The sequence below is a fragment of the Brevibacillus borstelensis genome (assembly GCF_036700025.1).
Taxonomy (GTDB): domain Bacteria; phylum Bacillota; class Bacilli; order Brevibacillales; family Brevibacillaceae; genus Brevibacillus; species Brevibacillus borstelensis.
Genome location: NZ_CP144922.1, coordinates 3,255,753 through 3,281,426 on the forward strand (window position 1 = coordinate 3,255,753; position 25,674 = coordinate 3,281,426).

General features: G+C 52.5%; 22 protein-coding genes. 4 read left to right on the plus strand and 18 right to left on the minus strand.

Annotated features, from left to right (window positions below):
• Positions 1-46: 46 nt before the first annotated feature.
• Positions 47-688: a hypothetical protein gene (locus tag V5G20_RS15415; protein WP_227278026.1), complete on the minus strand. Its 642-nt coding sequence runs from the start codon at positions 686-688 to the stop codon at positions 47-49.
• Between the two features lie 275 nt (positions 689-963).
• Between V5G20_RS15415 and V5G20_RS15420 the strand changes: the two genes are divergently transcribed.
• Both V5G20_RS15420 and V5G20_RS15425 read left to right on the plus strand, forming a co-directional pair.
• Positions 964-1,905 (plus strand): rhodanese-related sulfurtransferase, encoded by a 942-nt coding sequence (locus V5G20_RS15420; protein ID WP_003387000.1) that lies wholly within the window; start codon positions 964-966, stop codon positions 1,903-1,905.
• A 145-nt stretch (positions 1,906-2,050) separates the two neighbouring features.
• A complete protein-coding gene (locus tag V5G20_RS15425; protein ID WP_024985027.1) occupies positions 2,051-3,499 on the plus strand; it encodes an amidase family protein in 1,449 nt (482 codons plus the stop codon).
• Positions 3,500-3,600: 101 nt separating this feature from the next.
• Here the strand turns inward: V5G20_RS15425 and V5G20_RS15430 are convergent, their stop codons facing one another.
• The 5 genes from V5G20_RS15430 to V5G20_RS15450 all read right to left on the minus strand — a co-directional run bounded on the left by V5G20_RS15430 (position 3,601) and on the right by V5G20_RS15450 (position 7,752).
• Entirely contained in the window at positions 3,601-4,050 is a 450-nt protein-coding gene (locus V5G20_RS15430) for a hypothetical protein (protein WP_024985026.1), read from the minus strand.
• 289 nt (positions 4,051-4,339) lie between these two features.
• Positions 4,340-5,431, minus strand: a complete 1,092-nt coding sequence (locus V5G20_RS15435; RefSeq protein ID WP_003387003.1) for a YheC/YheD family protein — start codon at positions 5,429-5,431, stop codon at positions 4,340-4,342.
• 41 nt (positions 5,432-5,472) lie between these two features.
• Positions 5,473-6,399, minus strand: coding sequence for an RluA family pseudouridine synthase (locus V5G20_RS15440; protein ID WP_024985024.1), 927 nt, complete (start codon positions 6,397-6,399; stop codon positions 5,473-5,475).
• Between the two features lie 37 nt (positions 6,400-6,436).
• Entirely contained in the window at positions 6,437-6,778 is a 342-nt protein-coding gene (locus V5G20_RS15445) for a thioredoxin family protein (RefSeq protein ID WP_003387005.1), read from the minus strand.
• Between the two features lie 86 nt (positions 6,779-6,864).
• Entirely contained in the window at positions 6,865-7,752 is an 888-nt protein-coding gene (locus V5G20_RS15450; protein WP_003387006.1) for a LysR family transcriptional regulator, read from the minus strand.
• A 114-nt stretch (positions 7,753-7,866) separates the two neighbouring features.
• On the opposite strand from V5G20_RS15450, the gene leuC reads away from it, so the two are divergent.
• Both leuC and leuD read left to right on the plus strand, forming a co-directional pair.
• Positions 7,867-9,297, plus strand: a complete 1,431-nt coding sequence (leuC, locus tag V5G20_RS15455) for a 3-isopropylmalate dehydratase large subunit (protein WP_003387007.1) — start codon at positions 7,867-7,869, stop codon at positions 9,295-9,297.
• Positions 9,294-9,884, plus strand: coding sequence for a 3-isopropylmalate dehydratase small subunit (gene leuD, locus V5G20_RS15460; protein WP_003387008.1), 591 nt, complete (start codon positions 9,294-9,296; stop codon positions 9,882-9,884). The genes leuC and leuD overlap by 4 nt, the downstream gene beginning before the upstream one ends.
• A gap of 111 nt (positions 9,885-9,995) precedes the next feature.
• Here leuD and V5G20_RS15465 read toward each other — a convergent pair whose 3' ends face one another.
• The 12 genes from V5G20_RS15465 to V5G20_RS15520 all read right to left on the minus strand — a co-directional run bounded on the left by V5G20_RS15465 (position 9,996) and on the right by V5G20_RS15520 (position 25,583).
• A complete protein-coding gene (locus V5G20_RS15465) occupies positions 9,996-11,654 on the minus strand; it encodes an AMP-binding protein (protein ID WP_003387009.1) in 1,659 nt (552 codons plus the stop codon).
• A gap of 120 nt (positions 11,655-11,774) precedes the next feature.
• The gene (locus tag V5G20_RS15470) at positions 11,775-12,248 is read right to left on the minus strand and encodes a hypothetical protein (RefSeq protein ID WP_003387011.1); all 474 of its coding nucleotides are present in this window, start codon (positions 12,246-12,248) and stop codon (positions 11,775-11,777) included.
• 84 nt (positions 12,249-12,332) lie between these two features.
• Complete coding sequence (locus tag V5G20_RS15475; RefSeq protein ID WP_003387012.1) at positions 12,333-12,824, minus strand: YajQ family cyclic di-GMP-binding protein; 492 nt, start codon at positions 12,822-12,824, stop codon at positions 12,333-12,335.
• 43 nt (positions 12,825-12,867) lie between these two features.
• The gene (locus tag V5G20_RS15480; protein WP_003387013.1) at positions 12,868-13,656 is read right to left on the minus strand and encodes an SDR family oxidoreductase; all 789 of its coding nucleotides are present in this window, start codon (positions 13,654-13,656) and stop codon (positions 12,868-12,870) included.
• A 199-nt stretch (positions 13,657-13,855) separates the two neighbouring features.
• Positions 13,856-16,939 carry an efflux RND transporter permease subunit gene (locus V5G20_RS15485; RefSeq protein ID WP_003387014.1) on the minus strand — a complete coding sequence of 1,028 codons (3,084 nt, stop codon included), beginning with the start codon at positions 16,937-16,939 and terminating at the stop codon, positions 13,856-13,858.
• A 2-nt stretch (positions 16,940-16,941) separates the two neighbouring features.
• Positions 16,942-18,165, minus strand: a complete 1,224-nt coding sequence (locus V5G20_RS15490; RefSeq protein WP_003387015.1) for an efflux RND transporter periplasmic adaptor subunit — start codon at positions 18,163-18,165, stop codon at positions 16,942-16,944.
• 277 nt (positions 18,166-18,442) lie between these two features.
• A complete protein-coding gene (pepF, locus tag V5G20_RS15495; protein ID WP_338461224.1) occupies positions 18,443-20,254 on the minus strand; it encodes an oligoendopeptidase F in 1,812 nt (603 codons plus the stop codon).
• 123 nt (positions 20,255-20,377) lie between these two features.
• On the minus strand, positions 20,378-21,667 hold the full coding sequence (locus V5G20_RS15500; RefSeq protein ID WP_024985022.1) for a UDP-glucose dehydrogenase family protein: 1,290 nt from the start codon (positions 21,665-21,667) through the stop codon (positions 20,378-20,380).
• Between the two features lie 9 nt (positions 21,668-21,676).
• Entirely contained in the window at positions 21,677-22,753 is a 1,077-nt protein-coding gene (locus V5G20_RS15505) for a glycosyltransferase (protein ID WP_327970342.1), read from the minus strand.
• A gap of 15 nt (positions 22,754-22,768) precedes the next feature.
• The gene (locus V5G20_RS15510; RefSeq protein ID WP_122958560.1) at positions 22,769-23,719 is read right to left on the minus strand and encodes an NAD-dependent epimerase/dehydratase family protein; all 951 of its coding nucleotides are present in this window, start codon (positions 23,717-23,719) and stop codon (positions 22,769-22,771) included.
• Positions 23,716-24,540, minus strand: a complete 825-nt coding sequence (locus V5G20_RS15515) for a glycosyltransferase family 2 protein (RefSeq protein ID WP_003387022.1) — start codon at positions 24,538-24,540, stop codon at positions 23,716-23,718. The genes V5G20_RS15510 and V5G20_RS15515 overlap by 4 nt, the downstream gene beginning before the upstream one ends.
• The gene (locus tag V5G20_RS15520; RefSeq protein WP_003387024.1) at positions 24,537-25,583 is read right to left on the minus strand and encodes a glucose-1-phosphate thymidylyltransferase; all 1,047 of its coding nucleotides are present in this window, start codon (positions 25,581-25,583) and stop codon (positions 24,537-24,539) included. Before V5G20_RS15520 ends, V5G20_RS15515 begins: the two co-directional genes overlap by 4 nt.
• Between the last annotated feature and the right edge of the window lie 91 nt (positions 25,584-25,674).

Genomic DNA, 25,674 nt, shown 5'->3' on the forward strand with positions numbered 1-25,674 from the left:
CAGACAATAAAACCGCCTCTACCAAAAATGTAGAAGCGGGTTCGATTTACTCACTGATATACTTACGCGATCCGTATTTCTGTGTCCACTTTTCCCTCCACTCCGGGAACGAAAGCCCGGTCACTTCCTCCAGCGTCTTCCCGTCGAGGCTGTAGGGACCGCCTGCCAATGGTTCTTTTGAGTCCGGCATAGAGGTGCCGCCGATTACTTCAGTGCCGCTGGTCATCAAGACGATGACTGTCTTGTCGTATTCGTCATTCGGAAGCTCCAGATCGAGCGGATGGTTGGATACGATGAACCTGTACAGGCTGATTTCTTTTCCCAGATAATCATCGGGGTTTACTGCCTGATAAGCCCATGCGTGGCTCCCGTCATTAGCCAGATAATCCTTTGTTAAGGTGTACGAGGAGACCAAACCTTGGCTGGCTTCGATCTTGTATCCTTTGGCGTTGAGAAAGTCGACGGCAAACGTCGGAGCATCCGCTAGAGGAGCATTTGTCGCTTGCGCTTCGTCCTCCTTGTTTGCGATCGATGAAAAAGCGAGATTCGCCAGTGCAAGCAGGACGATGATTGCGAGCGCATAGAGGATCGGCTTTATCGTCCTCTGCCGCTTTGCCGTTACTTCCGGCTCATCCTGACCAAGTCTCCCTCTCCTATTTTCCGTGTTTTCCTTTTTGTCTGACTTCATGTGCGCTATCCCCCCACATGTACGAAAAAGTATCGCCGGCTTATATTTCTAAGCTTTCCAATGGCTTGCAATTGCCTTCATAGGCTTAGACGCAAGCCACCCTCCTTTTCGTTTCCACATGCTGCCAAGTTTTCCTCTCCACTTTCACAATCAGAGTCGATTGTCAAAAAAAAATCACTTCCATCCAGCCTTTTTCTCAGCAAAATCTTTTTACCTGTGCTATAATCACGGTTGCACCATTAAAATCAAATAGACTGGAAAGGGTGAATTGTACATTGCAAGTACAAAAACCGTATCGCGTTTTGCTTTACTACAAGTATGTCCATCTCGACAATTACGAGGAGTATGCAGCTGAGCATCTCGCTTTTTGCAAAGAACTCGGCCTGAAGGGACGCATCATCGTTGCCCCTGAAGGATTGAACGGAACTGTTTCCGGAACCGTGGAACAAACCGACGCTTACATGGAATTTGTCCGAAAAGATCCGCGTTTTGCGGACATCTGGTTTAAAATAGATGAAGCCGACGGACACGCTTTCAAAAAGATGTTCGTTCGTGCGAAAAAAGAATTGGTAACCTGGCGTCTCAAGGATGATTTCCATCCGACTGAACTGACCGGAAAATACTTGAGCCCGAAAGAATTTTATGAAATGCTCCAGCGTGACGACGTCGTCGTACTGGACGGCCGCAATGAATACGAATACGAGCTTGGCCACTTCCGCGGAGCGATTCGTCCGGGAGTCGAATCTTCCCGCGAGTTTCCCGAGTGGATTCGCGAGAACATGAGCCAATTCAAGGACAAAAAGGTTCTCACCTACTGCACAGGCGGTATCCGCTGTGAAAAATTGACCGGTGTTCTGATGAAGGAAGGCTTTGAAGAGGTGTACCAGCTTCATGGCGGCATTGTCACTTACGGAAAAGACCCTGAGGTGAAGGGACGTCTGTGGGACGGCAAGTGCTACGTATTCGACGAGCGCATCTCCGTCAAGATCAACCAGACAGAAGAAGATGTCGTGATCAGTTCCTGCTACTACTGCGGGAAGCCGGAAGACCGCTATGTCAACTGTGCCAACCCGTTCTGCAACAAGCAGCACTTCTGCTGCACCGAGTGTGAAGTCAAATACAAGCGCTCCTGCTCCGACGAGTGCCGCGAGCATCCGCGCAACCGATACGTCGAAGAAGAAAAAGCCAACCTGCAAGCGGCTGGCGCAAAGGAATAAATATGTGAGGCTGATCGTCGAAAAGATGATCAGCCTTTTCGTTTTTTACAGACCTGCCCTCTTTCCTCTCTCTCAAAAAGGTTTTCTGACCTTCCGTCCCGAAGATTTACATAATACAAATGACCTTATGAAAGGGGGAGTTCCAATGAATAATCTGCTGGAAGCCGGTATTCGAACACTGCAAAAGGCGCTTGCCGGCGGCTTCACGACAAGCAGAGAACTCACTCTTGCCTATTTGGAGCGCATAGCAGCCCATGATAAACGAGGAGCGGGCCTGAATGCCATTTCTGAGCTTAATCCCGATGCCTTGCATATCGCCGACGCTTTGGACAGAGAGCGGCTGATCCGCGGACCACGCAGCCCGTTGCATGGCATTCCCGTCTTGATCAAAGACAATATTGCGACAGCCGATCAGATGCATACGTCAGCAGGCTCGCTTGCCCTCGCAGACTCCTACGCCGGACGCGATGCATTCGTCGTGCAGCAGTTGCGATCAGCCGGAGCGATTATTCTCGGCAAGACAAACATGACCGAGTGGGCCAATTTCATCTCGACTGCCATGCCCAACGGCTACAGCTCGCGCGGTGGACAGGTACGCAACCCATACGGCCCCGGTCGATTTGACACGGGAGGCTCCAGCTCCGGTTCGGGAGCCGCCATCGCAGCAGGCTTTGCTGCCGCTGCAGTCGGGACAGAAACGTCAGGCTCGATCCTCAATCCATCTGCCAACCACTCGCTTGTCGGAATCAAACCAACATTGGGTCTTGTCAGCCGAACAGGAATCATCCCGATCGCCACGAGCCAGGATACGGCTGGACCGATGGCCCTTTGCGTTGAAGATGCAGCGATTCTGCTTGGTGCATTGACAGGAGTAGACAGCGAGGATCCTGCTACGGGAGCAAGCGCGGGACGCTCATATACGGACTACACCCCGTTTTTGGACAAAAGCGGCTTGCGCGGCGCTCGCATCGGCGTCGTCCGTACTTTTGCCGACGACGTGATGACAGATGACCAAAGGCCATTATTTGAAGCGGTCCTTCGCATTCTTCAGGAGCAGGGAGCAATATTGGTCGAGAATATCCGCATTCCCTCCGAACAGGAAACATGGGACTCTAGTGTTTTCTACTACGAGTTTAAATCAGGCGTAAACGCTTATTTGTCCCGACTTCCCGCCTCTTTTTCCATACGAACGCTTGGCGACATAATCGAATGGAACAAGGAAAACGCTGATGCAGCCTTGCGCTACGGCCAAGACATCCTGGAAAAAGCGGATCAAACGGGCGGCAGCTTGACTGAAGCGGAATACTTGGACAGTCGCCTCCGGGATCTGAGGCAATCCCGCACGGAAGGATTGGACGCTGCTTTTGACCAGCACCAATTGGACTGCCTGCTCTTCCCCCATGATTTTGGCGCGGATATCGCTGCCAAGGCCGGATACCCCTCCATCTCCCTGCCTGCCGGCTATGAACCATCAGGGAATCCATTCGGCATCATGTTTACGGGCAGAGCGTACAGCGAGCCTCTTCTGATCCGCATCGGGTACTCGTTTGAACAGGCGAGCTTGCTGCGGGTTCCGCCTCAATTACAAGGGTAGCCAGCAACTGCCTAAAAAACAAACAGGGCTTGTCTGGACGGTCTTATGACCCTGTCCAAACCAGCCCCGTTTTGTTACTCACAAGAACAGTCCTATCTGTTCTACATCGTTTTTAGCGAGGATTCCGCCTTGTTCAGCTTGTCCTGGAACAATTCCCCCAGAATGCTGACATCCGCTTCCCAGCTGTTGTCACCGTATTGGATCGTCGCCTTCGAATCTCCCTTTTTCCCCGTAATCTGGATGCTCTTTGTCTTCATTACATAGCTGCCGTCCTCGTGGAACGTGATCGCCGCATCCTTCAGCTCCTTCTCCAGCAACGGAACGACGGTCTTCTCCAAGGCGCCCTGCGTCGTCTGAACGGCAGACCGCCCCATATCGATCACCTGTTCGGGGGAAAACTCAAAAACGAGTACGAGTATGACACCGATCGCGACCACGACTGAGACGATCCGAAACAAACTCTTCACAATCATTTGCAGGATCACAATAACCAGTACAGCGCCTACCGCGATCGGCCAGTAATCTGTTGCCAATTGGATCAGCTGCTCCATGTCGATCAACTCCTTCTTTCCCATTCTGTCCAAAAGGGAGCGCGGCTAAATCATCTTTTCGAAAGCTTGCTGGTCAAAAGCGAATCTAAGCTGCACGTTCTGTTATCAATTACGAATAAGAGGCCTGTTTGTTACAAAAATACGATTCCACGCCCCATTTTTTGCGAGAAACAGAAGCAAGCACCGGACAGTCGTTCTCCCTTTTGCCGATGCTCTCATACCCAAGGACGCTCCTCATAGCCAGGGACGCTATTCAATGGAAAAACGGCGCTGTGATCGCGCCGCTTTGTCAGTTGGTTGCCGCTCTTTTTCCCGACTGGGTCTTTGCTAGATGCATGGCGTACTGGATCGGTCTTTTGATTGCGTCCTTGTATTGGCCAAGCATGCCCATTTCGCGGAAGATTTCTCTTCCCGGCTTCGGATTTACCTCAATCAACCATGCGCGTCCCTTGACATCGATCCCGATGTCCAATCCCATCTCCATCATGCGCCCAAAGTGATTTTCCAGCGTCTCGACTGTCTGGTACGCTAGCTGCTCACAATCTCGTATAATTTCATTCGTCTTTTGCTCGCCAAATGTAGCTGCAAGGAACGACTTTACGGGAACCGCCCTGCCGCCGCCGTGGAGATTGGAGGTGGCGCTCTTCGCTCCGCCGACCCGCATCCCCGCGCCTGTAATGCTCCACAAGCCCTCTCCGTTTTTCTGGATCAGAAGCCTCATGTCGACAGCCCTGCCGGGTACCAGATTAAGATAAAGCCCTTGCTGTACGATGTACTTGTCGCGGGTTGCCCAGCTTTTCACTCTGGCTTGGACAGACTCCAGCTGCTTGATCACCATGGACACCTTGGCCCGCTGCTTATCCCTTCCCAGCAGATGGTAGCCCTGCGAGGTCTTTTCGACACTGAGGATATTGCGTCCGCCCGTTCCATTTGCCGGCTTCACATAGAGCAACGGGTGGCGCGCCAACATTTTCTGCAAGTTAAGCCGATTGTACAGAACCGTTTCCGGCAGCCACCGGTGCATCCGGCTGTCTTTCACCAGTACCTCGTGAACCTTCCACTTGTTCGCGAGCCGATTGTTTGTATACAACAGGTCGCTTGTTCGGCGGAATGCCACATACCGTTTGAAAGCGTCTGTCGGCGTGTAGCGATACCGGTCGATCACGGCATCCGGTCGGGGAAAGATTCGCGCCTGCCAGCCGCGAGCCGCAGGGATGAATCCGCGAATTTGCTTTCCGTTTGCCGATACGTCCGGGGGCGAGAACAAAAACACGGTACACCCGAGCTCCTCCCCTGCCCGAATCATTTTGCGAAAATAGCTCGGTTCTGCAAAAGACTTGCCCTCCCGCCAGGTCAGTATGCCAATAATGGGTCGTTTCATCTCAACACCCTTTCTGCTTCCTTCCCTGGCAGTTTATTCAGCTACCCTTGCATTGGCGAATGACGAAGCCTGGACTCCAGCTGCTGCAGGTCGGGCGGCAGGGCTGCAGATACTTCGAGCGTCTCCATTCCGAACGGATGGGAAAACCTGAGAATTGCTGCATGCAGCGCTTGCCGTTTCACGAACATTTCCTTTCCGCCATAGAGCGTATCTCCGATCAACGGAAAGCCCACATAGCTGAGATGGACCCGTATCTGATGGGTTCGTCCCGTCTCCAGCTCGCATTCCAGCTTTGTCGCCGTTTCGAAGCGCTCTGTTACCCGATAGTGAGTGACTGCAGCATCCCCGGTGGGAGTCACTCTCCTGCGGTTGGAGTAAAAGCGATCCTTCCCGATCGGCTCGGAGATCGTGCCGCTTTCCTTTGACAGCCTCCCGTGAACATAGGCAATGTAGTGCCGCTTGATTTTTCGCTCGCGCAGATGTTCGTCCAATAGAGCAGAGGCGAGTGCATGCTTGGCGTACATCACAACCCCTGACGTCTCCTGATCAAGCCGATGAACATGGCGGACACGCGCCGCGACGCCAGTCCGTTCAAAATGGCCGGCGACAAGATGATCCAACGTTTTTTTATGGAATTTCTCCGTCGGGTGCAGCAGCATCCCTGCCGGCTTGTTTACGATCAGCAGATGATCGTCTTCATACAGTACCTGCAGCTTTTCAGGCGAGGGGTCCAGACCAAAAGGTTCCGGCGCACAGGCCCTGACCTTGATTTCCTGCCCGGCCGCTACCTTGACGTGTTGGGCAGCCGGATTTCCTTCCAGCCAAACCTCTTTATGCTGAAAAAGCAGATGAACCTGCTTTTTCGGCCACTTCCAGTGTTCCCGGAGCAAGCTGCCGATTCCAAGTCCGTCGACTTCATCGGGGATCGTCCCGATCAGCCATTCTCCTTGTTTTTTCATTGCTATCATCAGAGGTTATCCCCCACAGCCGATCTCTTCGTCTCGGTTATTCCAGCGTCTCGCTCACCTGAATCGCCCGATCGAGGAAATGCTCGATCTCTTCGCGGCTCTTGCCGAGCTTGCTTACGAATCTGACGAGTTCTTTTCCTTTGGAGAACGCGATAAAGCTCGGGATGCCAAACACCTCCAGCTGCTGTGACAGCTCTGGCAATGTATCCCGATTGATTGCTACCATATCCAGCTTGTCCTTATACGCCTCTTCGACAGCAGGCATGAACGGATCGATTCGATGGCAATCCGGGCACCAATCCGTATAAAATTTCACGACAACCGGTTTTTCCTGAGCAATTTGTTCTTGAAATTCAGCTTCTGTCTTGATTTCTTTCATCGAACTTGCCCTCCTCTGGTTTTATCTGGCTATAGTGTAGCACAGCTAAACATGTTTGTCTTTTTTCTGGAAGCGTGAAGTGTCGTTTAAAAATGGTTTTTTTGTTCAACCAGGCATTTCACAAAGGCTTCCGCCGGTCGGGACAACGGTCGGTCCTTGCGGTATGCCACGACGAGCGTGCGAAACGGCCTTCTCGCCAACCGCACGTAAACAGGATGCTCGGTCGTTCCGGGAGCGAGCGAAATCATCCGTGGCGCAAAAGAAAGTCCCATGCCCGCTGCTACGAGCGACTGTACCGTCTGGATGTTGGTGCTTTCAAAGACGATTCGCGGGCGGAATCCCGCCTCTTCGCAAAGCCTGAGCGAAATCGTGCGAAAACCTTGACCTTCCTTCAGCAGGATAAACGGCTGTCCCGCAAGCTCTGCCAGATCCACTTCCTTTTGCCCTGCGATCGGATGCTGCGGCGGGACGGCGAGAAATATCTCTTCGTGAATCGCCGGTATCGTCTCCAGTGTAGGATCAGTGATCGGCATCGTCAGCAGACTGATATCTATCTTTCCCCGTACGAGCAAATGCTCGAGATGGCTGGAGGTTTCTTCAATCAATTGAAGCTCTACGCCGGGAAACTGGCGGGTAAAATCGGGAATGACTCTCGGCAAGACATACGCCCCCGTAATCGGCAGGCTGCCGACCAGCAGCTTCCCGCTCTCTCCTACAGCATAGGAGCGCATTTCCCTCTCCAGGCCCTCCGCCATGTCGACCAATGTTTGGGCAACCTGGACAAACCTCTGTCCGGCATCGGTCAGCTCTACGTGCTGAGGCAGGCGGTGAAACAGGGGAACTCCCAGTATTTTTTCCAATTTGGCGATTTGCTGGCTAAGCGAAGGCTGTGCCAAATGCAAACGGCTGGCAGCGCGTGAAAAGCTCCGTTCTTCCGCGACTGCGAGCACATAACGAATCTGTCGTAACTCCATGAGGACCTCCCAATAGGCAAAAACTATCCATCTCATAATAATTATATCTTTGAACTATTTCTATTGCCATGATACAACCTTGATAAGAGTTTTGAACGAAGGAGGATTACCCTTATGAAACCTCGCACTATGTTTGAGAAAATCTGGGACTCTCATGTAATCCATGAGGAAGCCGGCAAACCAAGTCTTTTGTATATCGACCTGCACCTCGTACACGAAGTGACTTCGCCCCAAGCTTTCGAGGGTCTCCGCCTCGCCGGACGAAAAGTCCGCCGCCCGGATCTGACATTCGCTACGATGGACCACAACGTCCCGACAGCGGACCGCTTCAATGTCAAAGATCCGATCTCTCGTCAGCAAATGGAGACGCTGACCGCAAACTGCAAAGAATTCGGAATTACGCTCGCCGACCTGAACAGCCCTGATCAAGGGATTGTGCACGTCATCGGTCCCGAGCTTGGCCTGACACACCCGGGAAAAACGATCGTGTGCGGCGACAGCCATACCTCCACGCACGGCGCGTTTGGCGCACTCGCTTTCGGGATTGGCACCAGCGAAGTAGAGCACGTGCTGGCCACGCAATGCCTGCAGCAGTCCAAACCGAAAACGCTTGAAGTCCGTGTAGTGGGCGATCTGCCGTATGGAGTAAGCGCAAAAGACTTAATTTTGGCCATCATCGCAAAATACGGAACAGACTTCGCGACCGGATACGTCATCGAATACACCGGCGATGCCATTCGCAAGCTGACGATGGAAGAGCGCATGACTGTATGCAATATGTCTATTGAGGCCGGTGCCCGCGCTGGTCTGATCGCTCCTGACGAAACCACTTTTGCCTATCTGAAGGGCAAGCGCCACGTACCGCAGGGAGAAGATTTCCTGGCTGCAGTCGAACAGTGGAAACAGCTCTGCACAGATCCGGGAGCGACTTACGACCACTATGTAGAAATCGACGCGAGCCAAATCGCCCCGCAGGTCACTTGGGGAACCAGCCCGGGAATGGGTACAGACATCACCAGCACAGTGCCGCATCCTGATTCTTTTGAGACGGCAGCACAGCGCAAGGCTGCTCAGGACGCCCTCTCCTACATGGGGCTGACGCCTGGGACTCCGATGAGTGAGATCAAGATCGACCGCGTCTTTATCGGTTCCTGTACGAACGGCCGTATTGAAGACCTGCGCCGTGCAGCTGAAGTGGCAAAAGGCCGCAAAGTCTCTTCCCACGTACACGCGATGGTCGTCCCCGGCTCCCAGGCCGTCAAGCAGGCAGCCGAGCAAGAAGGACTCCACCTGATTTTTCAAGAAGCTGGCTTTGAATGGCGCGAATCCGGCTGCTCCATGTGTCTTGCGATGAACCCGGACATTTTGCAAGAAGGCGAGCGCTGCGCTTCCACCTCCAACCGCAACTTCGAGGGTCGTCAGGGACGCGGCGGCCGTACCCATCTGGTCAGTCCGGAAATGGCTGCCGCTGCGGCGATTGCCGGCCACTTCGTAGACGTACGCGAATGGAAGCGTGAAGGCGTGAACAAGGAGGTATTCCAATGAACCCATTTGTCATCCATACAGGACTGGTAGCACCGCTCGATCGTGTAAACGTGGATACAGACGCGATCATTCCGAAGCAATTTCTGAAGCGCATCGAACGCACTGGCTTTGGCCAATTCCTCTTCTACGAATGGCGCTTTACTGCTGACGGCCAGCCTATTGATTCTTTTGTGCTCAATCAACCGAAATACGCAAACTCTACCGTGCTTTTGGCCCGGAACAACTTCGGCTGCGGCTCTTCCCGGGAACATGCCCCCTGGGCTTTGCTCGACTACGGCTTCCGCGTTGTCATCGCGCCGTCGTTTGCTGATATTTTCTACAACAACTGCTTCAAGAACGGCATTTTGCCGATCAAACTGAGTGAAGAGCAAGTGCAAGAGCTGTTCTCCCGTGCGCAAAGCAAGGACAACTACGAACTGACAATCGACCTGCAGGAGCAAGTGGTCAAGGATAGCGACGGCCTGTCCTATCCGTTCGAGGTGGACTCCTACCGCCGTTACTGCTTGCTGAACGGTCTTGACGATATCGGCATCACGCTTCAGTACGAAGACAAGATTGCTGCATACGAAGCGAAAAAACGCGCATAATCGCGCAAAAAAACAGTGCGAAGGCAAAGGATACTCCTTGCCTTCGCTGTTTTTTACCATCATCATCATAGAAGAGTCTTGCGAGAAAGTAAAGTCCGCTCCCCTTCCCCGTCAGGCAGTCTCGATCCCGTCCTCCGTTTCCAGACCGAATGCGGAAATCGCCTGTTCACGCAGCTTATACTTCTGAATCTTGCCTGACGCCGTCATCGGGTATTCCGACACAAACTGGATATAGCGCGGCACCTTGAAACGGGCTATCTTCCCTTCGCAGTAGGCGAGCAGCTCTTCCTCCGTCAATTCTTCTCCCGGCTTCACCTTGATGCAGGCCAACACCTGCTCTCCGTACTTGGCGTCCGGGACCCCGACAACCTGCACATCCAGCACCTTTGGATGTGTGTACAGGAACTCCTCGATTTCCCGCGGGTAGATGTTTTCCCCTCCGCGGATAATCATATCCTTTAACCGGCCCGTGATCCGATAGTATCCGTCTTCATCCACGGTAGCCAAATCTCCCGTATGCAGCCAGCCCTCGTGGTCGATCGCTTTTGCGGTATGCTCGGGCATGTTGTAATACCCCTTCATCACCAAATAGCCCCTCGTGCAAAGCTCTCCCTGCACACCGGGCGGCACAGTTTCTCCGGTGACCGGGTCGATGATTTTGACCTCTACTTCATCATGGGCCCGCCCGACTGTCGTAACGCGACGCTCGATGGAATCATCCGGCCTCGTCTGTGTAATGACCGGCGAAGATTCCGTCTGTCCATAGGCAATCGTAATTTCGCGGATTCCCATTTTCTCTACCACATTTTTCATCACCTCGATGGGACATGGCGAGCCAGCCATGATGCCGGTGCGAAGCGAGCTCAAGTCGCGCCCGGGAAAAGAAGGATGATTCAGTTCGGCGATAAACATCGTCGGAACCCCGTACAACGCCGTACACCGCTCCTGCTCTACGACATCCAGCACGATTTCCGGATCAAACGCGATGACAGGAACCATCGTCGCTCCAGTCGCTACGCTCGCAAGCGTTCCCATCACGCAGCCGAAGCAGTGGAAAAAAGGCACGGGAATGCAGATACGGTCTGTTTCATCCAGCCGCTGGCATTCCGCCACCTTGATCGCATTATTGACAATATTGACGTGAGACAGCATGACGCCCTTCGGAAAACCTGTCGTTCCCGAGGTGTACTGCATATTGATCACGTCATCGGGATGAAGCGACTGCTGGCGGGCTATCCTTTCCTCGTCGGAGGCTTCGGCTCCGAGACTCAGAATATCGCTCCACAGGAACATGCCCGGCTGGCGCTCCTCGCCCAAATAAATGACGTTTCGCAGATGGGGCAGGCGTTCCGACCGCAGCTCCCCTGGCTTGCAGTGATCCAGCTCCGGACATATTTCCTTGATCATTTCCAGATAGCTGGCATCTCGGTACGAATCGATCAAAAGCAAGGTGGTGGCCTCTGATTGATGCAGGAGATACTCCAGCTCGTGCACCCGATAGCTGGTGTTTACCGTCACCAGGACGCCGCCTATTTTCGCCGTCGCAAATTGAGAGATTACCCACTCCGGGACATTCGTCGCCCAGATCGCAATATTCTCCCCTCTGTTGATCCCGAGTGAAAGAAAGCCTCTGGCAGCCTGATTGCAAATCTCCTGAAACTGGGCGTAGGAGTAACGGAGCCCCTTCTCTGGGTAGACGACGGCATCCTTTTGCGGGAACCGTCCTGCCGTCTCATCCAACAAGTCGCCAATCGTGATGGAACGCAGCATTCATAGCCCTCCATTCATTTTTTCTGACTATTCCTCATTATTTTTCATTTGATTCGCTCTCCTCCCAGCTTATTCCTTCTCGGGCGCAAAAAGAAAAGCGTCCCCTGGCGGAACGCTCCCTTATTTGACCTCGAATGTTTTGACTGCTTCGATCTTGTAGGGCAAGTGATTGCTGTAATTCAGCTCTACCCGGAGCTCGTGCGTGCCTTTGGGGAGTTTTTTCAGCAGAAATTCCGGCTGATAAATCATTCCCTTGGCTTCTCCGTTCAGATAGAGATGAGCGTGGCCTTGGCCAAAAACCGCCTGCGGTTCCAGCTCCCCTTTATCATCCACGAATTGGAAGTTCTGCGTCAGGAGCGAAACTTCCGCTGTGTTCCCCTCTACCTGGATATCCAGATTGAGCGATGGTTTTTCTGTACCTGCAGGCTGGGTTATGGGCATAGCAGAAGCAGGGATACCGGGATCTTGCATCCTGTAGGAATCAGAGACATTAAGCGGGTCCTTCACCAACAGTACAATGCCGGCAACCAGTACGATCAGAAATACAATGCCGCCCAAAATAAGGTTTCGCAAACTGACGATAAAGACCTTCATATTCTACTCTCCCTTTCGCAAATGCTTGTCACCACCAATTAGTACATGCATACGCAGAAAGAAAGAGAGATAGAAGCGAAACTTTTAGCGGTAATTGATAAATTGCACCTCGATAGGCAGATCCGCCTTGCGAATCGCAGCGATCACCAGTTGAAGCTCGTCCTTGCTTTTTCCGACGACGCGGACCTGGTCATCCTGAATCTGGGACTTTACCTTTACGCCCGTTTCTTTGATAATGCTGGCGATCTTCTTGGCATTGTCCTTGTCGATGCCCTGCACAAGCTTGACACGCTGCCGAACCGTCCCCCCTGCCGCCGGTTCCATTTTTCCGTACTCGAGATTTTTCACCGGAACATTGCGCTTCACCAGCTTGCCGATGAGAATATCTTTGACCTGGCCGAGCTTGAACTCGTCATCAGAGATGAGAACGATCTCTTCTTTCTCCAAACTGATGCTGCTTTTGCTCCCTTTGAAATCAAAGCGCGTCTCAATCTCTTTCAAAGCGGTATGGATCGCATTCGTCACTTCTGCCAGATCTACTTTGGAAACAATATCGAAAGAGCTCTCTTTACTCATTCGGATTCCCCTTTTTCACAAAATTCCTACTACCAAATGACTATCAAATCGCTTTTACCAAACCTCCGTCTACGAGAAACGCTTGACCCGTCACATAGCTGTTGGCGGGAGAAGCGAGGAACGTTGCCATCCGCGCGAATTCTTCGGGATCGCCGTAGCGTCCCAGCGGGATCATCGCTTCCATGCTCTTTTTTACGTCTTCCGGATCAATCTCAAGTGACTGCGCCCGCAGCTTATCCAGGGAAGCGACACGGTCGGTGGCAATGCGGCCAGGGCCGATCGTATTGATGAGAATACCGTCCGGCCCAAGCTCGGATGCCAAGCTTTTGGCCAAGCCGAGGACTCCCGTGCGAAAGGTGTTGGACAGGATCAAATTCTCCAACGGCTGTTTAAACGACGAGGAGGCGAAATTGACGATCCTGCCGAATTTCTGCTGGCGCATATGCGGCAAAACGGCTCTGATTGCGCGAACAAAGCTGAGCAGGTTCAATTCAAAAGCGGCCTGCCAATGCTCATCAGTCATTTGATCAAACGTGCCTGCTGCAGGGCCGCCTGCGTTGTTGATCAGTATGTCCACCGTTCCAAAGCGGGCGACTGTCTCCTTGACCAGGTGCTCGATGTCCTCCGATTTGGTCACGTCGGCGACGACCGCCAGCGCTTCTTTTCCGGTGGCCTCCCGAATTTCTTCGTATGTAGCGGATAATGCTGCTTCATCCCGCCCGCAAATCGCAACATGGGCGCCTTCAGCGGCAAGACAAAGCGCTGTCGCTTTTCCCAAACCTTTCGTCGAAGCCAAAACAATCGCTGTCTTTCCTTGCAAATGAAGATCCATGAAACCTTTCCCCTCCCAGCTACAATTTGGCATGCTGCCATTTTCTTTCTTCATTCTACAGAAATATCTGACAAACGCCTAGTACAGGAAACGCAGGAACTGTACTTCCGAAAAGAAGAAAAGAAGCGGAACTGTCGCTCCGCTTCTTCACTGTTATTCGTTTCTTTTTTACATCCATTTCTTTTTCACATCCAAGCAGCTAAATGTCCGTCGGCTGTATTTCTGCCTTGGACAGTCGTTTGGCCAAGCGTTTGGCCTCACGAGTCTGCTTGCGAGCCAGGCGCCGCGCTTTCGCGTTCTCGAACAGCGAGTAGAGCACCGGCACCAATACGAGTGTCACGATCGTATGGAAGACCAAACCGGATATGACCGCTGTGGCAAGCGGCGCTTCCAGATCGGAGCCCTCCGCTACTGCCAGCCCCATCGGCAGCATGCCGAGGATGGCAGTCAGCTTGGTCATGATAACTGGACGCACCCTGTCTTTTGTCCCTTGGACGATCGCTTCTCCCAATTCCATTCCCCGCTCGCGAAGCAGATTGATCCGGTCAATGAGCAGGATGGCGTTGGACACTACGATACCGACCAGCATGATCATCCCGATCATGGCCATCTCCCCAAAGACGCGCTGGGTCAGCACGAACCCGAGAATCACACCGACTAAGGCCATCGGAATCGTCAGCATAATAATGAACGGTTGAGACATGCGGCCGAACTGGGCCACCATGATCACGTAAATCAGCGCGATCACACCGAGGAAGACAAAGAGACCTTGGGTCATGGTAGAGCTTTGCTCCTTCAGTTTGCCGGCAATCTCCACTTGATACCCTGCCGGGACGGCAAGCTGCGGAAGCTTTTCGTTGATCTGCCGGCCGACCGTACCCAGGTCGCTGCCCAGCAGCTCCGCGGAGACAGTGACGATCCGCTCGCCTTTTTCATGCGTGATCGTAACCGGCGATTTGCTGTAGCGCCATTCTACCAGATCGCCCAAAGGCACCTCTGCGCCTGTTTTGGACGTGATCATGATCTGATTGAGCTGCTCCGGATGCTTTAGCCAGCCCTCCGGCATTTTGGCTACCACATCTACTTCAATGCCATCTGTCGTAATGGTCGTCACCGGCTGATCCCCGATCAACATGCTGATCTGCTGCAGAAGCGAGCGATGATCGACCTGCATCCGGGCCAACGCCTCCTGCTTCGGGAGCAGAGTGACTTTTTCTTTGCCTTCTTTAAAGTCATTGCGGATATTGGAGACGCCTGGTATCGTCGCAAGCATGCCTTCCACTTCGCCTGCGATTTGACGCATTTTCTCCATGTCCTCTCCGGTAATATCGAGCTGTACCGGTGCAGCTCCTCCCTGGCTGCCAAAAGAGGTGGTAATGCTCTCGATTCCCTGAATCGCTTGAAGCCGCTCATTTATCTCCAGAGTCAGCTCGTCTTTCCCTTGCTGTCTCTCTTTTTTTCCTTTCAGCATCAAAAACAGCTCTGCGTTTTCTTTGCTTGCGAAAAAGAAGACATCCTTGACGTCCGGCAGCTCGCGAAGCGTTGTTTCCGCGTCCAGAGCGGCTCTCTGGGTGTTCTCCAGCGTCGAGCCTGTCGGCATGGTGATCGAAGCGAACACCATATTTTCATTTGGATTGATGCCCTGCCCCATCTTCATGAACGGCATCAAGAAAAAGGAACCGACAAACAGGCTCACGGCAAGCATGATCGTCTTGATCCGGTGACGCAGCGCTTTTCTCAACAGATTCGTAAACGCCCGGACAATGAAGTGCTCCTTGCCTTCTCCTTCCAAAGATACCTTCTTGTCGTTCTTGAGGAAACGGTCAGAGAAGACAGGAACAAAGAAGAACGCGGCCAATGTCGAAGCTGTGATTGCAGCCGTAACCGTAAAAGCGATGGCACCTAAAATCGGCTTGAGCCAGCTTTCAAAATCCGCCAGCACGAGCGGCAAAAATACGACAATGATCGTCAGCTGGGAGGTAAACACGGGAGTCATGACCTCGCGAGTCCCTTTTACAATCGCCTGGGTGATGGGCTCCCCTTTTTCCCGAAACTGATAAATGGATTCCAGAACCACGATCGCGGCATCGACGATCAGACCTACGGACAAGCTGAGCGAGAGCAAGCTGATCATATCGATATTGTAGCCGCCTGCCTTCATCGCGATAAAGGTCATCATGGCCGACAAGGGCAGGGTCGTGGCGATCACCAATGTCACCCGCCAATTGCGCAGAAAAACGAGCAAGACCAAAATGGCCAGAGCACCGCCGATGATCACATCACGGCTCAAATTGGTGACAGCGTGATCGATATAGGAGACAGCTTCGATCATCACCTTTAGCTGATACTGCCCGTTTGCTTCGGCGTTGATTTGTTTGACAACCTCTTCCACTTTTGCCTGCGTGGAGATCAAGTCGCTGCCTTCCGCACGTTTGACGCTGAGGTTTACAAACACCTGTCCATCCGTCAAGGCGACGAAGTCCTTTACTTTTCCGCGCATGTCATCGATTATCGCCAATTGGTCCAACGTAACGGTTCCTTTTGGTGTATCGATCGCAAGTTGACTCAATTCCTGAGCTGTCGTGTACGAGTTGTCAATCATTACGACTGTATCGAACCCGGTATTTTCGAGGGTCCCCACCGCTTGCTTCCAGTTGGTTGCCTGGAGCTGGTCAATTACCCCCGACGGAGTGGCGTGATAAGCAGCCAAGCGCTCTGGTCGCAACGTGACCGTAATCTTGTTTTCAAAGCTTCGATCCGATACTTCGACTTCCTTTACCCCGGGAACATCCTCGATCCGATCCTTGATTGATGTTTTTGCCAAACTGAGCATCGCCTTCGGTTCTGCTCCGACCATGGCGTATTCAATCAACATCTCGTCACCCAGGTTGTCTTGCATGACATTGACGGTATCTACGTTTTTAGGAAAATTATTGCGAAGCCTGTTAACGGCGTTTTGAACGTCCTGCTTGACGCGTTCTCCTTCCCCTTCCTCGGCGGTAACCCGGATTGTGACCGAGCCGGTGCCTGTTGTCGAGGAGTATTCTTTCACGCCTGCCATTGACTTGATCTCCTGCTCGACCTTCTTGGTGATCTTTTCCTCCATTTCTTCAGGAGGCAGCGACCCGCCGGATATCCGGACGGAGATCTGCGGCAAATTGGTTTTCGGTACGAGCTCGATATTAAAGCTAAACAAGGCGCCGAGACCGGCAATAGTGATGAGAAAGGTGAACAGATAGACAATCAGCCGCCGTTTCAGCAAAAAGAGAATAATCTTTTCCATGCCTATTCCCCTTTCGCCTCCACTTTTTGCCCTTCTACATAGAACGTGATGCCGGAGCGCAGAAGCTGGTCGCCATCATTGACTCCCGACAGCACCTCGATCCGATCTCCCACCATCTGGCCCGTTTTGACCGGCCGCTTAACGGTCAATCCATTTTCAACAGCCATGACGTAATACTCGGATTGGGAGACCCCGACGCTTTCAAGCGGTACGAGAAAGCCGTTCAGCTTGCGGGGAATTTCAACCGTTGCCACCATTCCGCCCTTCCATTGGCCTTGCGGGTTGGGCACAGTTACCTCGACACGGTATTTTCCCGTCTGTTTGTCAACGACAGGTGATACAAAGCTGATCGTTCCTTCACTTTTTTTGCCGTCCTCTCCCACGACCTGGACTTTCGCGTTTTCCTGGTACTGGCCGATGACGTCGTTCGCGACATCCAGCGTGACTTTCACATCGGACAGGTCGACGATCTGAATCACTTGCTCGCCCGGAGATGCCAGCTCCCCGACTTGCTTGGAAACATCCACAACCATGCCTGCGAACGGAGCGACAATTTTTGTATCATTAAGCGTCTTTTTCGCCCGTTCTACTTGCCCCGCAGCCTGCTTGATGGAGGCATTGGCGACAATCACATCCTCCGGCTCTGCGCCACGCAGGAGCTCTTCCAGAGCGAGCTTGTCGTTCTGCAATTGTATTTGCGCCTGGTCTTTGGCCCGTCGACGATCGTCAAGCTCACTTTGGGAAATGGCTCCTCCGGCGAACAGCTTTTCTCCCAGCAGGACATCCTGGCTGGCTTTGTCAAAATCCTGCTGGGAGCTTTGGACCTGCAGCCGCTGTTTTTGAATGGATTCTTCCGATGCGCCTTTCAGTGTTTTTACCTTGCGGGCATTTGCTTCTTCCACCTGGCCGGCAGCCGCTTCCACTTCTTTCTGGTAATAGCGGGTATCGAGGCTGGCCAGCAACTGGCCTTGCGAAACTTTGCTCCCCTTGCCAACTGGAAGTGAAGAAACGGTTCCTGAAGTGCCGAACTGCAGAATCGCCTCTCTTTTGGCTTCCACCAACCCCGTCGTCGTCAACAGTACGGGGTCTGTCGACTTCCTGACGGTAAATACTTCGACTACTTTTGCTTTTGTTTCTTGCTGTGCTGCCGGTTCGGAAGCTCCCGGCCCGCACCCGGCGGTCGTTAGTACAACGATGGCCAGTAGAATGGATGCGCGTCTCTTCACGAAAATTCCTCCAAATCGTAACAATCATTCCCAAGGGTATTGTGCCAGTTTTTCCATCCTTTTCAAAACAGCCAGCGGATGGAACTTCGTCTCCGCCTTGAGACGGAGGGGCTCTGGTATCCTTTCCCCTTCAGTCATTACGAAATAGATACTTGAAAAATTACCTCTTCTCTCCAAAAATGTGTCTGATTTGTGTCGTTTCGCGTTAAGAAATAAAAAAACCAGGGACAATTCCCTGGTTTTACACTCGTTTATCGTTTTTGCTGCCTAATAGCGGTTATGCTTGGCCGATGAGCTGTTCCATCTCTTCCAGTCTCTTTGCGAACACAGCCAACGCTTCGCGGATTGGTTCCGGAGACGTCATGTCCACGCCAGCTTTCTTCAACAATTCCAGCGGATAGTCGGAGCTTCCGCTTTTGAGGAATTGCAGATAGCGGTCTACAGCGGGCTTGCCCTCCTCAAGAATTTGCTTGGCGAGGGAGGTCGCTGCCGAGAAGCCGGTAGCGTACTTATAGACGTAAAAGTTGCGATAGAAGTGAGGAATTCTCGCCCATTCCAGATCGATTTCCTTGTCAACGATCATATCTGAACCGTGGTAGGCGACATTCAGCTCTCTGTACAATTCGCTCAAGCTGTCTGCGGTAAGCGGTTCTCCCTGCTCTGTCTTGGCATGCACGAGCTTTTCAAATTCGGCAAACATCGTCTGCCGGAACACAGTCCCGCGGAACTGCTCCAGGTAGTAGTTGAGCAAATACATCCGCTGCTGCTTGTCAGTCGTCGTTTCCAGCAGATGGTCCATGAGCAGAGCTTCATTCAGCGTGGAAGCCACCTCTGCGACAAAAATCTTGTAGTCCGAATAGGTGTACGGCTGTTCCTTATGGGAGTAGTAGCTGTGCAGGGCATGCCCCATTTCGTGGGCTAGCGTAAACATGTTGTTGACGTTGTCCTGGTAGTTCATCAGGACGTACGGGTGAGATGTGTACGCACCCCAGGAGTACGCTCCGCTCGTCTTTCCTTCGTTTTCGTAGACATCGACCCAGCCATTTGAAAACCCTTCAGCCAGCACGCTGCCGTACTCATCTCCGAGCGGCTTGAGCGCTTCCTTGATCGTCTCCACGGCTTGCTCGTACGGGATCTTCATATCAACCTCAGGGACAATGGGAACATACAAATCGTACATGTGCAGCTCATCTACCGCCAGCATTTTCTTTCTCAGCGCGATGTAGCGATGCATGAGCGGCAGATGCTCGCGAATCGTAGAAATGAGGTTGTCGTAGACGGACAGATCGACGTTGTCGGCAAACAGGGCCGCGTAAATGGCCGACGGGTACTTGCGCGTGCGGGCGTAAAACACGTCAGCCTTGACTGCGGACGTGAGGGAGGCTGCAATCGTATTGCGATGCTTCCCGTATGTGGCATACAGAGCCTCGAACGCTTCACGGCGGACGCGGCGGTCCTTGCTTTCCATAAACTGCACATAGCGGCCTTTGGTCAGTTCGACTTCTTCCCCGTTTTCATCCGTGATCATCGGAAATTTGATGTCTGCATTGTTCAGCATGCCGTAAATTTTGGAGGGCGCGGAAGCAAGCTCGCTTACATTGGCCATAATCGCCTCTTCTTCAGCCGAAAGCGTATGCGGTTTGAACCGCGTGATTTCCTCCAGAAGAATGCGGTAATGCTCGAGACCTGGCACTTCTTTCAGCCATTTCTCCAGCTCTTCTTGCGGAATGCCCAAAATCTCCGGCTGTATGTACGAAATGGCTCCGTATACTTGCGTACTGAGCGTCGTCGCCCGATCCGTCAGCGCCTGGTAGGTGCTGTTCGTATTGTCCTCGTCGCGGCGCATCCGGGCGTAAACGTATACCTGGTCAAGCGTCTTCAGCAGTTCATCCTGGAGGCGCAGCGTTTCGAGCAACTGTTGTCCGGAGCTGCCCAGCTTGCCTTTTTGGGTAGCGATTCTCTCGGCCAGTTGCTTCACTGTTTGCACGTCTTTTTCCCAATCGCTGTCGCTCGCGTACATATCTTCCAAACGCCATTTGAATTCCGCAGGCACCTCATTGCGCTTTGGCAACGTTTTGCTTTTATTCAATATCACTCACTCCTCGCATTCGTTTCGGGTGGCAAAACAATCCATATGTATTATCGTAGCGTATTCTTGCACCGGGTTCAAATCAATATACGAGCAAGAAGCCGACTTTCCATGGAGGAAAAGTCAGCTTCTCCCTACTCCCTGATAGGCAAAACCGTACTGCTTGACGAGTTCCGACGGCCAGGCATTCCTTCCGTCGAATAGCACCGGTTTGGCCATCACGGCTTTTGCTTTTTGCCAATCGAGGTTCACGCATTCCTTCCATTCCGTAGCGAGCAATGCTGCATCTGCACCAGTCAGCGCATCGTAGATGTCGTCTGCATAGCTGACCTGTGGATACAGCTTTGCCACCGTTTCCATAGCGATCGGGTCATACGCGGAAACGATTGCCCCTTCGTGCAGCAGCTGCTTGATGATAGGGAGTGACCGCGATTCACGGATGTCGTCCGTATCCGGCTTAAAAGACAGCCCCAAAACGGCAACCCGTTTCCCATGCAAGCCGCCCAATTGTTCACGGATAAGCTGAACGCACCATTCCGGCTGTGTGCGGTTTACTTCTCGCACCTGTTCGAGAATGCTCAATTTCACTCCGTTTCTTTTTCCCACTTGCAAGAGGGCTATGGTGTCTTTCGGAAAGCATGATCCGCCATAACCGATCCCGGCTCGCAAAAACTCGGGGCCGATCCGGCTGTCCAGCCCCATCCCGCGTGCGACCGTCTCGATGTCCGTGCCCAATACCGTACTGAGCCGGGCCAATTCGTTCATGAAGGAAATGCGTGTGGCAAGAAACGCATTGGACGCGTACTTGATCAGCTCGGCAGTTCGGCGGGTCGTTTTTACCATAGGGCAAGAATAGCCTTCGTAGAGTTCATCCATCAAGGAAAACGCTGCCGCCGACTCTGCTCCGATCACGATGCGCGACGGGTTCAAGGCATCCTGCAGGGCACTTCCCTCGCGCAAAAACTCCGGATTCGAAATGACGTGGAGCTCCTTGCAATCTCCGAGAAGCTCCGCCACCCGGTCTCCCGTCCCCACCGGTACTGTGCTTTTGATGACGACTCCTCGTCTCACCGGATTGCTGGCGTACACGGCCCTCACATCTTCTACCACGGCAAACAGATACCCGAGATCAGCCGAACCGTCTGCCGATTCAGGGGTCCCCACGCAGATAAACAAAATGTCCGCTTCCTTGGCTTCCCCATTCAATGTATGGTCAAAGTGAAGATTCCCCTGATCCATCACGGATCGCATGGCCTCTTCCAGCCCCGGCTCATAGATGGGGCAGTGTCGCTGCTTTAATTGCTTTACTTTTTCTTCGTCCACGTCGATTCCGACGACTCGATGACCGTGCAAGGCAAGGGAAACAGCCGTGTTTAATCCGACATAACCCGTTCCAATGACGGCTACATTCATTCCTTCACCTCATCGTTTTTTCAGCACGCTCACATATAAATCTTCCAGCCTGGCGCGCTGTTTTTGAATGTCGTGATTGCTTTCTACCTTGGCTCTGGCCCTTGCGGCAATGGCTGGCCACTCATCCGTTCGGCCCAACACATGCTGAATCATCTTTGCCAAACGGCCGGGGGACTTTTCCGGCACCAGATAACCGGTAACCTCGTGCTCAACCAATTCCGGAATACCGGCATGATAGGTCGAGATGACCGGACGTCCGCTTGCCATCGCTTCCATCAAAACATTGGGAATCCCCTCTTGATTGCCGTTTTTGGCTGTCTTGCATGCGATCACGAAAAGATGGCAGTTCGCCAGCTCCCGCTGGACCTCCCGATGGGGCATCGCGCCGCGAAGCTTGACGCTCCCGCCGAGTTTTCGCTTTTTAATCATCCGCCGCAGCTTTTGTTTCTCTTCGCCGTCTCCGACAATCGTCAGCGTCGCGTTCGGGTATTGACGCACCACACGGGAAAACGCTTTGATCAGCGTATCCATCCCCTTCTTCTCCGTCAGACGGCCGACGCTCAAAAGACGAAAAGCCCCATTTTTTACAGGATGCTGCGGTAGCATCGGGAATTTATTGAAGTCAATGCCGGAGCGAATCAAAGTGATCTTGTGTTTCGGACAACCGAGCCGAACGAGACGTTTTTTCATATGGTCGCTGACGACGGTAAAAGCTGTTCCTTTGCGAAACAGCTTTTTTAATTGACGGCGGTAGGCGCTGCTTTCCCTGACGCGCTTCGTTGCATCGAAGCCGTGAAAGGAGGTGATCAACGGCAGCTTTGCCTTGCGGGCATAGGGAAGTATTTCCACTCCAGCCGGACCGAACCTGGCGTGCAAACAGCCGAATTTCTTTTTTTTCAACCACTGGGCAAGTCCCTTGAACCGCTTTTTCACATATACGGGGGAATACGGAAACTGCTTTCGGTTAAAGTGCTTTTGCCGGGCCAATACGGCAGTCTGTACGCGCTTGTGTCCGATCAATTGCTCATAAATAAACGTTTCGCTTTTAGGGAGAAACTTGCGGCGGTAGACTAGTACCCGTTGCATGTCAAACCTCCCGTTTTACCCTTTTATCTGGGCTCGAATATCTTCCAGCTGCAATCGCAATCCCTCTTCCAGTTTCACCTTCGGGTGGTAGCCGAGTTTGGATTGGGCCAATCGGATGTCGGCGCTTGTTCGCCGGGAATCTCCCGCGATCGCAGGCAAATGCACAACAGCCGGTACTGTAGAGGTCAGTTGGCCCATCAGCTCCAGCACTTCCATCAGCTTGATTTCCCTGTCCCCGCCAATGTTGTACACGTCGCCTGGTCCAGCGTATTTTTCCGCCAGCAGATTGGCCTCGACCGCATCCGAGACAAATGTAAAATCGCGGCTCTGAAGACCGTCCCCGTAAACGGTTATCGGCTCACCGCGCAGCAATTGCTTGAAAAATCGGTGAAAAGCCATATCCGGCCGCTGTCTCGGGCCGTAGACGGTAAAGTATCGCAGCATGACGACAGGAAGACCGTACGCCTCGACGTAGACACGACAAATCTGCTCCATGGCCGCCTTGGTGACGCCGTAAGGGGAAATCGGATGAATGGGGGATTGCTCATCGGTCATTCCTTCCCGCATCGTTCCGTACACAGAGGACGAGGAGGAAATGATCACCTTTGGAGCAGTCTTTAGACGCGTACAGGCATCGAGCAATTCTTGTGTTGCAAGCAGGTTGTGTGCCAGATAGTCGGAAAATGCCTTCCCCCAACTGGTACGGACGCCGGGAAGAGCAGCCAGATGGAATACCAGATCAACCTCATCCAGCCATTCCTCCCAGCGCTTTTCCGATAGCAGGGCCGAGTGAAACGTAAACAGGGAATGTTGACCGATCAGCGAGAGATTGCGTAATTTACAGGCCACATCATAGTTGTCGATAAAACCGTCGACTCCGACGACATGATGACCCTCCTGCAGCAGGCGCTGAGTCAAATGGGACCCGATAAATCCAGCACAGCCTGTAATGAGCACCTTTCTCATCGCCGCCGTCTCCTCCTTCCCTTTTTCTTTTTCAATCGCTTGATAATCAAGTACCCGTTCTTATAACCGTATACGGCCTTGTACTTGTTGCCCCAGCGTTTCAGATAATACCGGAACGTTTTTCTGCGCAGCTCGTTGCGCTTCCGCTTCATCTTGTTGTCTGTCAACTGGCCTCTGTGTTTGGTCCGATTGTACAGCTTTCGATTAATCCACTTCACCCGATACCGCTCGATCAGGCGGAGGATAATCCTTCTGTCCTCCATGATCCTGCCTTCATACTTGTCGGAAGTATCCCAGCCCCCCACCTTTTGCAGGGCCGAAACGCGGTAACAGCGGGGAGCCACCATCCAATGGTTGTATTTGAGAAATTGATATTTCGTGTTGAACTGCTTGTGTTTGACCAAAAATGGATTGACGTACTTGCCTCTTCTCACACGCCAGATTTTGACGTTTCCATAGAAGAGTGCGCGCTTGTTCTTCTTGTCGCGCAGGATATGCTTTTTCAAGATCGCAAGGGAGCGTTTCGGAAGCCAGTCATCAGAATCAAGCTGAACCAGAAAAGGCGTATCAACCATTGTCAAAGCCTTGTTCATCACTTTGGAGATGCCCGAGTTCTCTTCCATCCGGTAATATTGAACGTTTGGATTGAACAGATAGCGTTCTACCTTATGTCTTGTTTTGTCTGTCGACGCATCATCCATGATCAGCAGCTTCCAGTCCTTGCACGTCTGCTTCATGACACTGGAAATTGCTTTGCGAATGTATTTGGCGCGATTGTAAGCGGGAATCACTACGGTAAACAACGGAGTTGGATTGGTCATTCACTGTCACCTCCCGTAGAGGGAAGCTGGATGGAGGATTTGTCACTCAAAATAAACATACTGGCTTTTCGATCACTGCTTCCTTTGAAAAAAGACTCGCGTCCGAAGACACTGTCTTTCATTTGCCATGACACATCATGAATAGAGCTGTTTTCCAATAAAATACTGTTCTCGATGTGCGTACAATTCGATATCTGGACACCATCCTGAATGGAAACGTACGGCCCTAGCCGACAGTTCTCGATATGACATCCTTTCCCTATTAAAACCGGACCGACAATCTCGCAATGTTGTACGACGCTGCCCTCTCCGATTGCCAATTTTTCTCCCAACTCCCGGGAAAGCATCCACCGATTCGCCTCCAGCCAACGCTCTATCGTCCCTACGTCGGTGTATTTCCCGTTTGTTGTCGTATGCGCAATGAAAGATCCACGATCGATCATCGTCTGGATCGCATCCGTAATCTCGTACTCTCCGCGAGAAGAAGGGCTCAGCGAGGCGATCGCCTCAAAGATCGGCCTTGTAAATAAGTAAGCACCAATCACTGCGAGATTGCTTTTTGGCACAACAGGTTTTTCCACCACGGAGATAAGACGCCCCTCGTGTACCTCTGCGATCCCGTAGTCCTGCGGCTTTTCTACCTCGCTCAGCATGACGATTCCGTCTGCACGATTGTCCTGGAATCTGCGAACGAGATTGTGCAAGGAATCCATAAGCAAGTTATCGCCTAACAAAAGGATAAACGGTTCGTCTTGGAGGAATGGCTGTGAAATATTCACTGCATGAGCAATCCCAAGCGGCGATTCCTGCTCGATATAGGTAATGGTAGCCCCAAATTGACTACCATCGCCTACGTATCCTGAAATCTGCACTTGGGAAGGGTGAATGACGATTCCGATGTCACGGACACCCACTTCAATCAGCTTGCGAATGCAGTAGAATAGAACCGGTTGATTAGCCACAGGGAGGAGGGTTTTTGGTTGCGAATAGGAAAATGGATGGAGTCTCGTGCCACGTCCGGCGCATAAGATTAACCCTTTCACAAAAATCACTCCCCAGTTGTGCTTCTAGCGATACTTATAAGGTATGCGTCCCGCCGTATCTGGACAGGGCAGAAGTCCACAACCGGGGCAG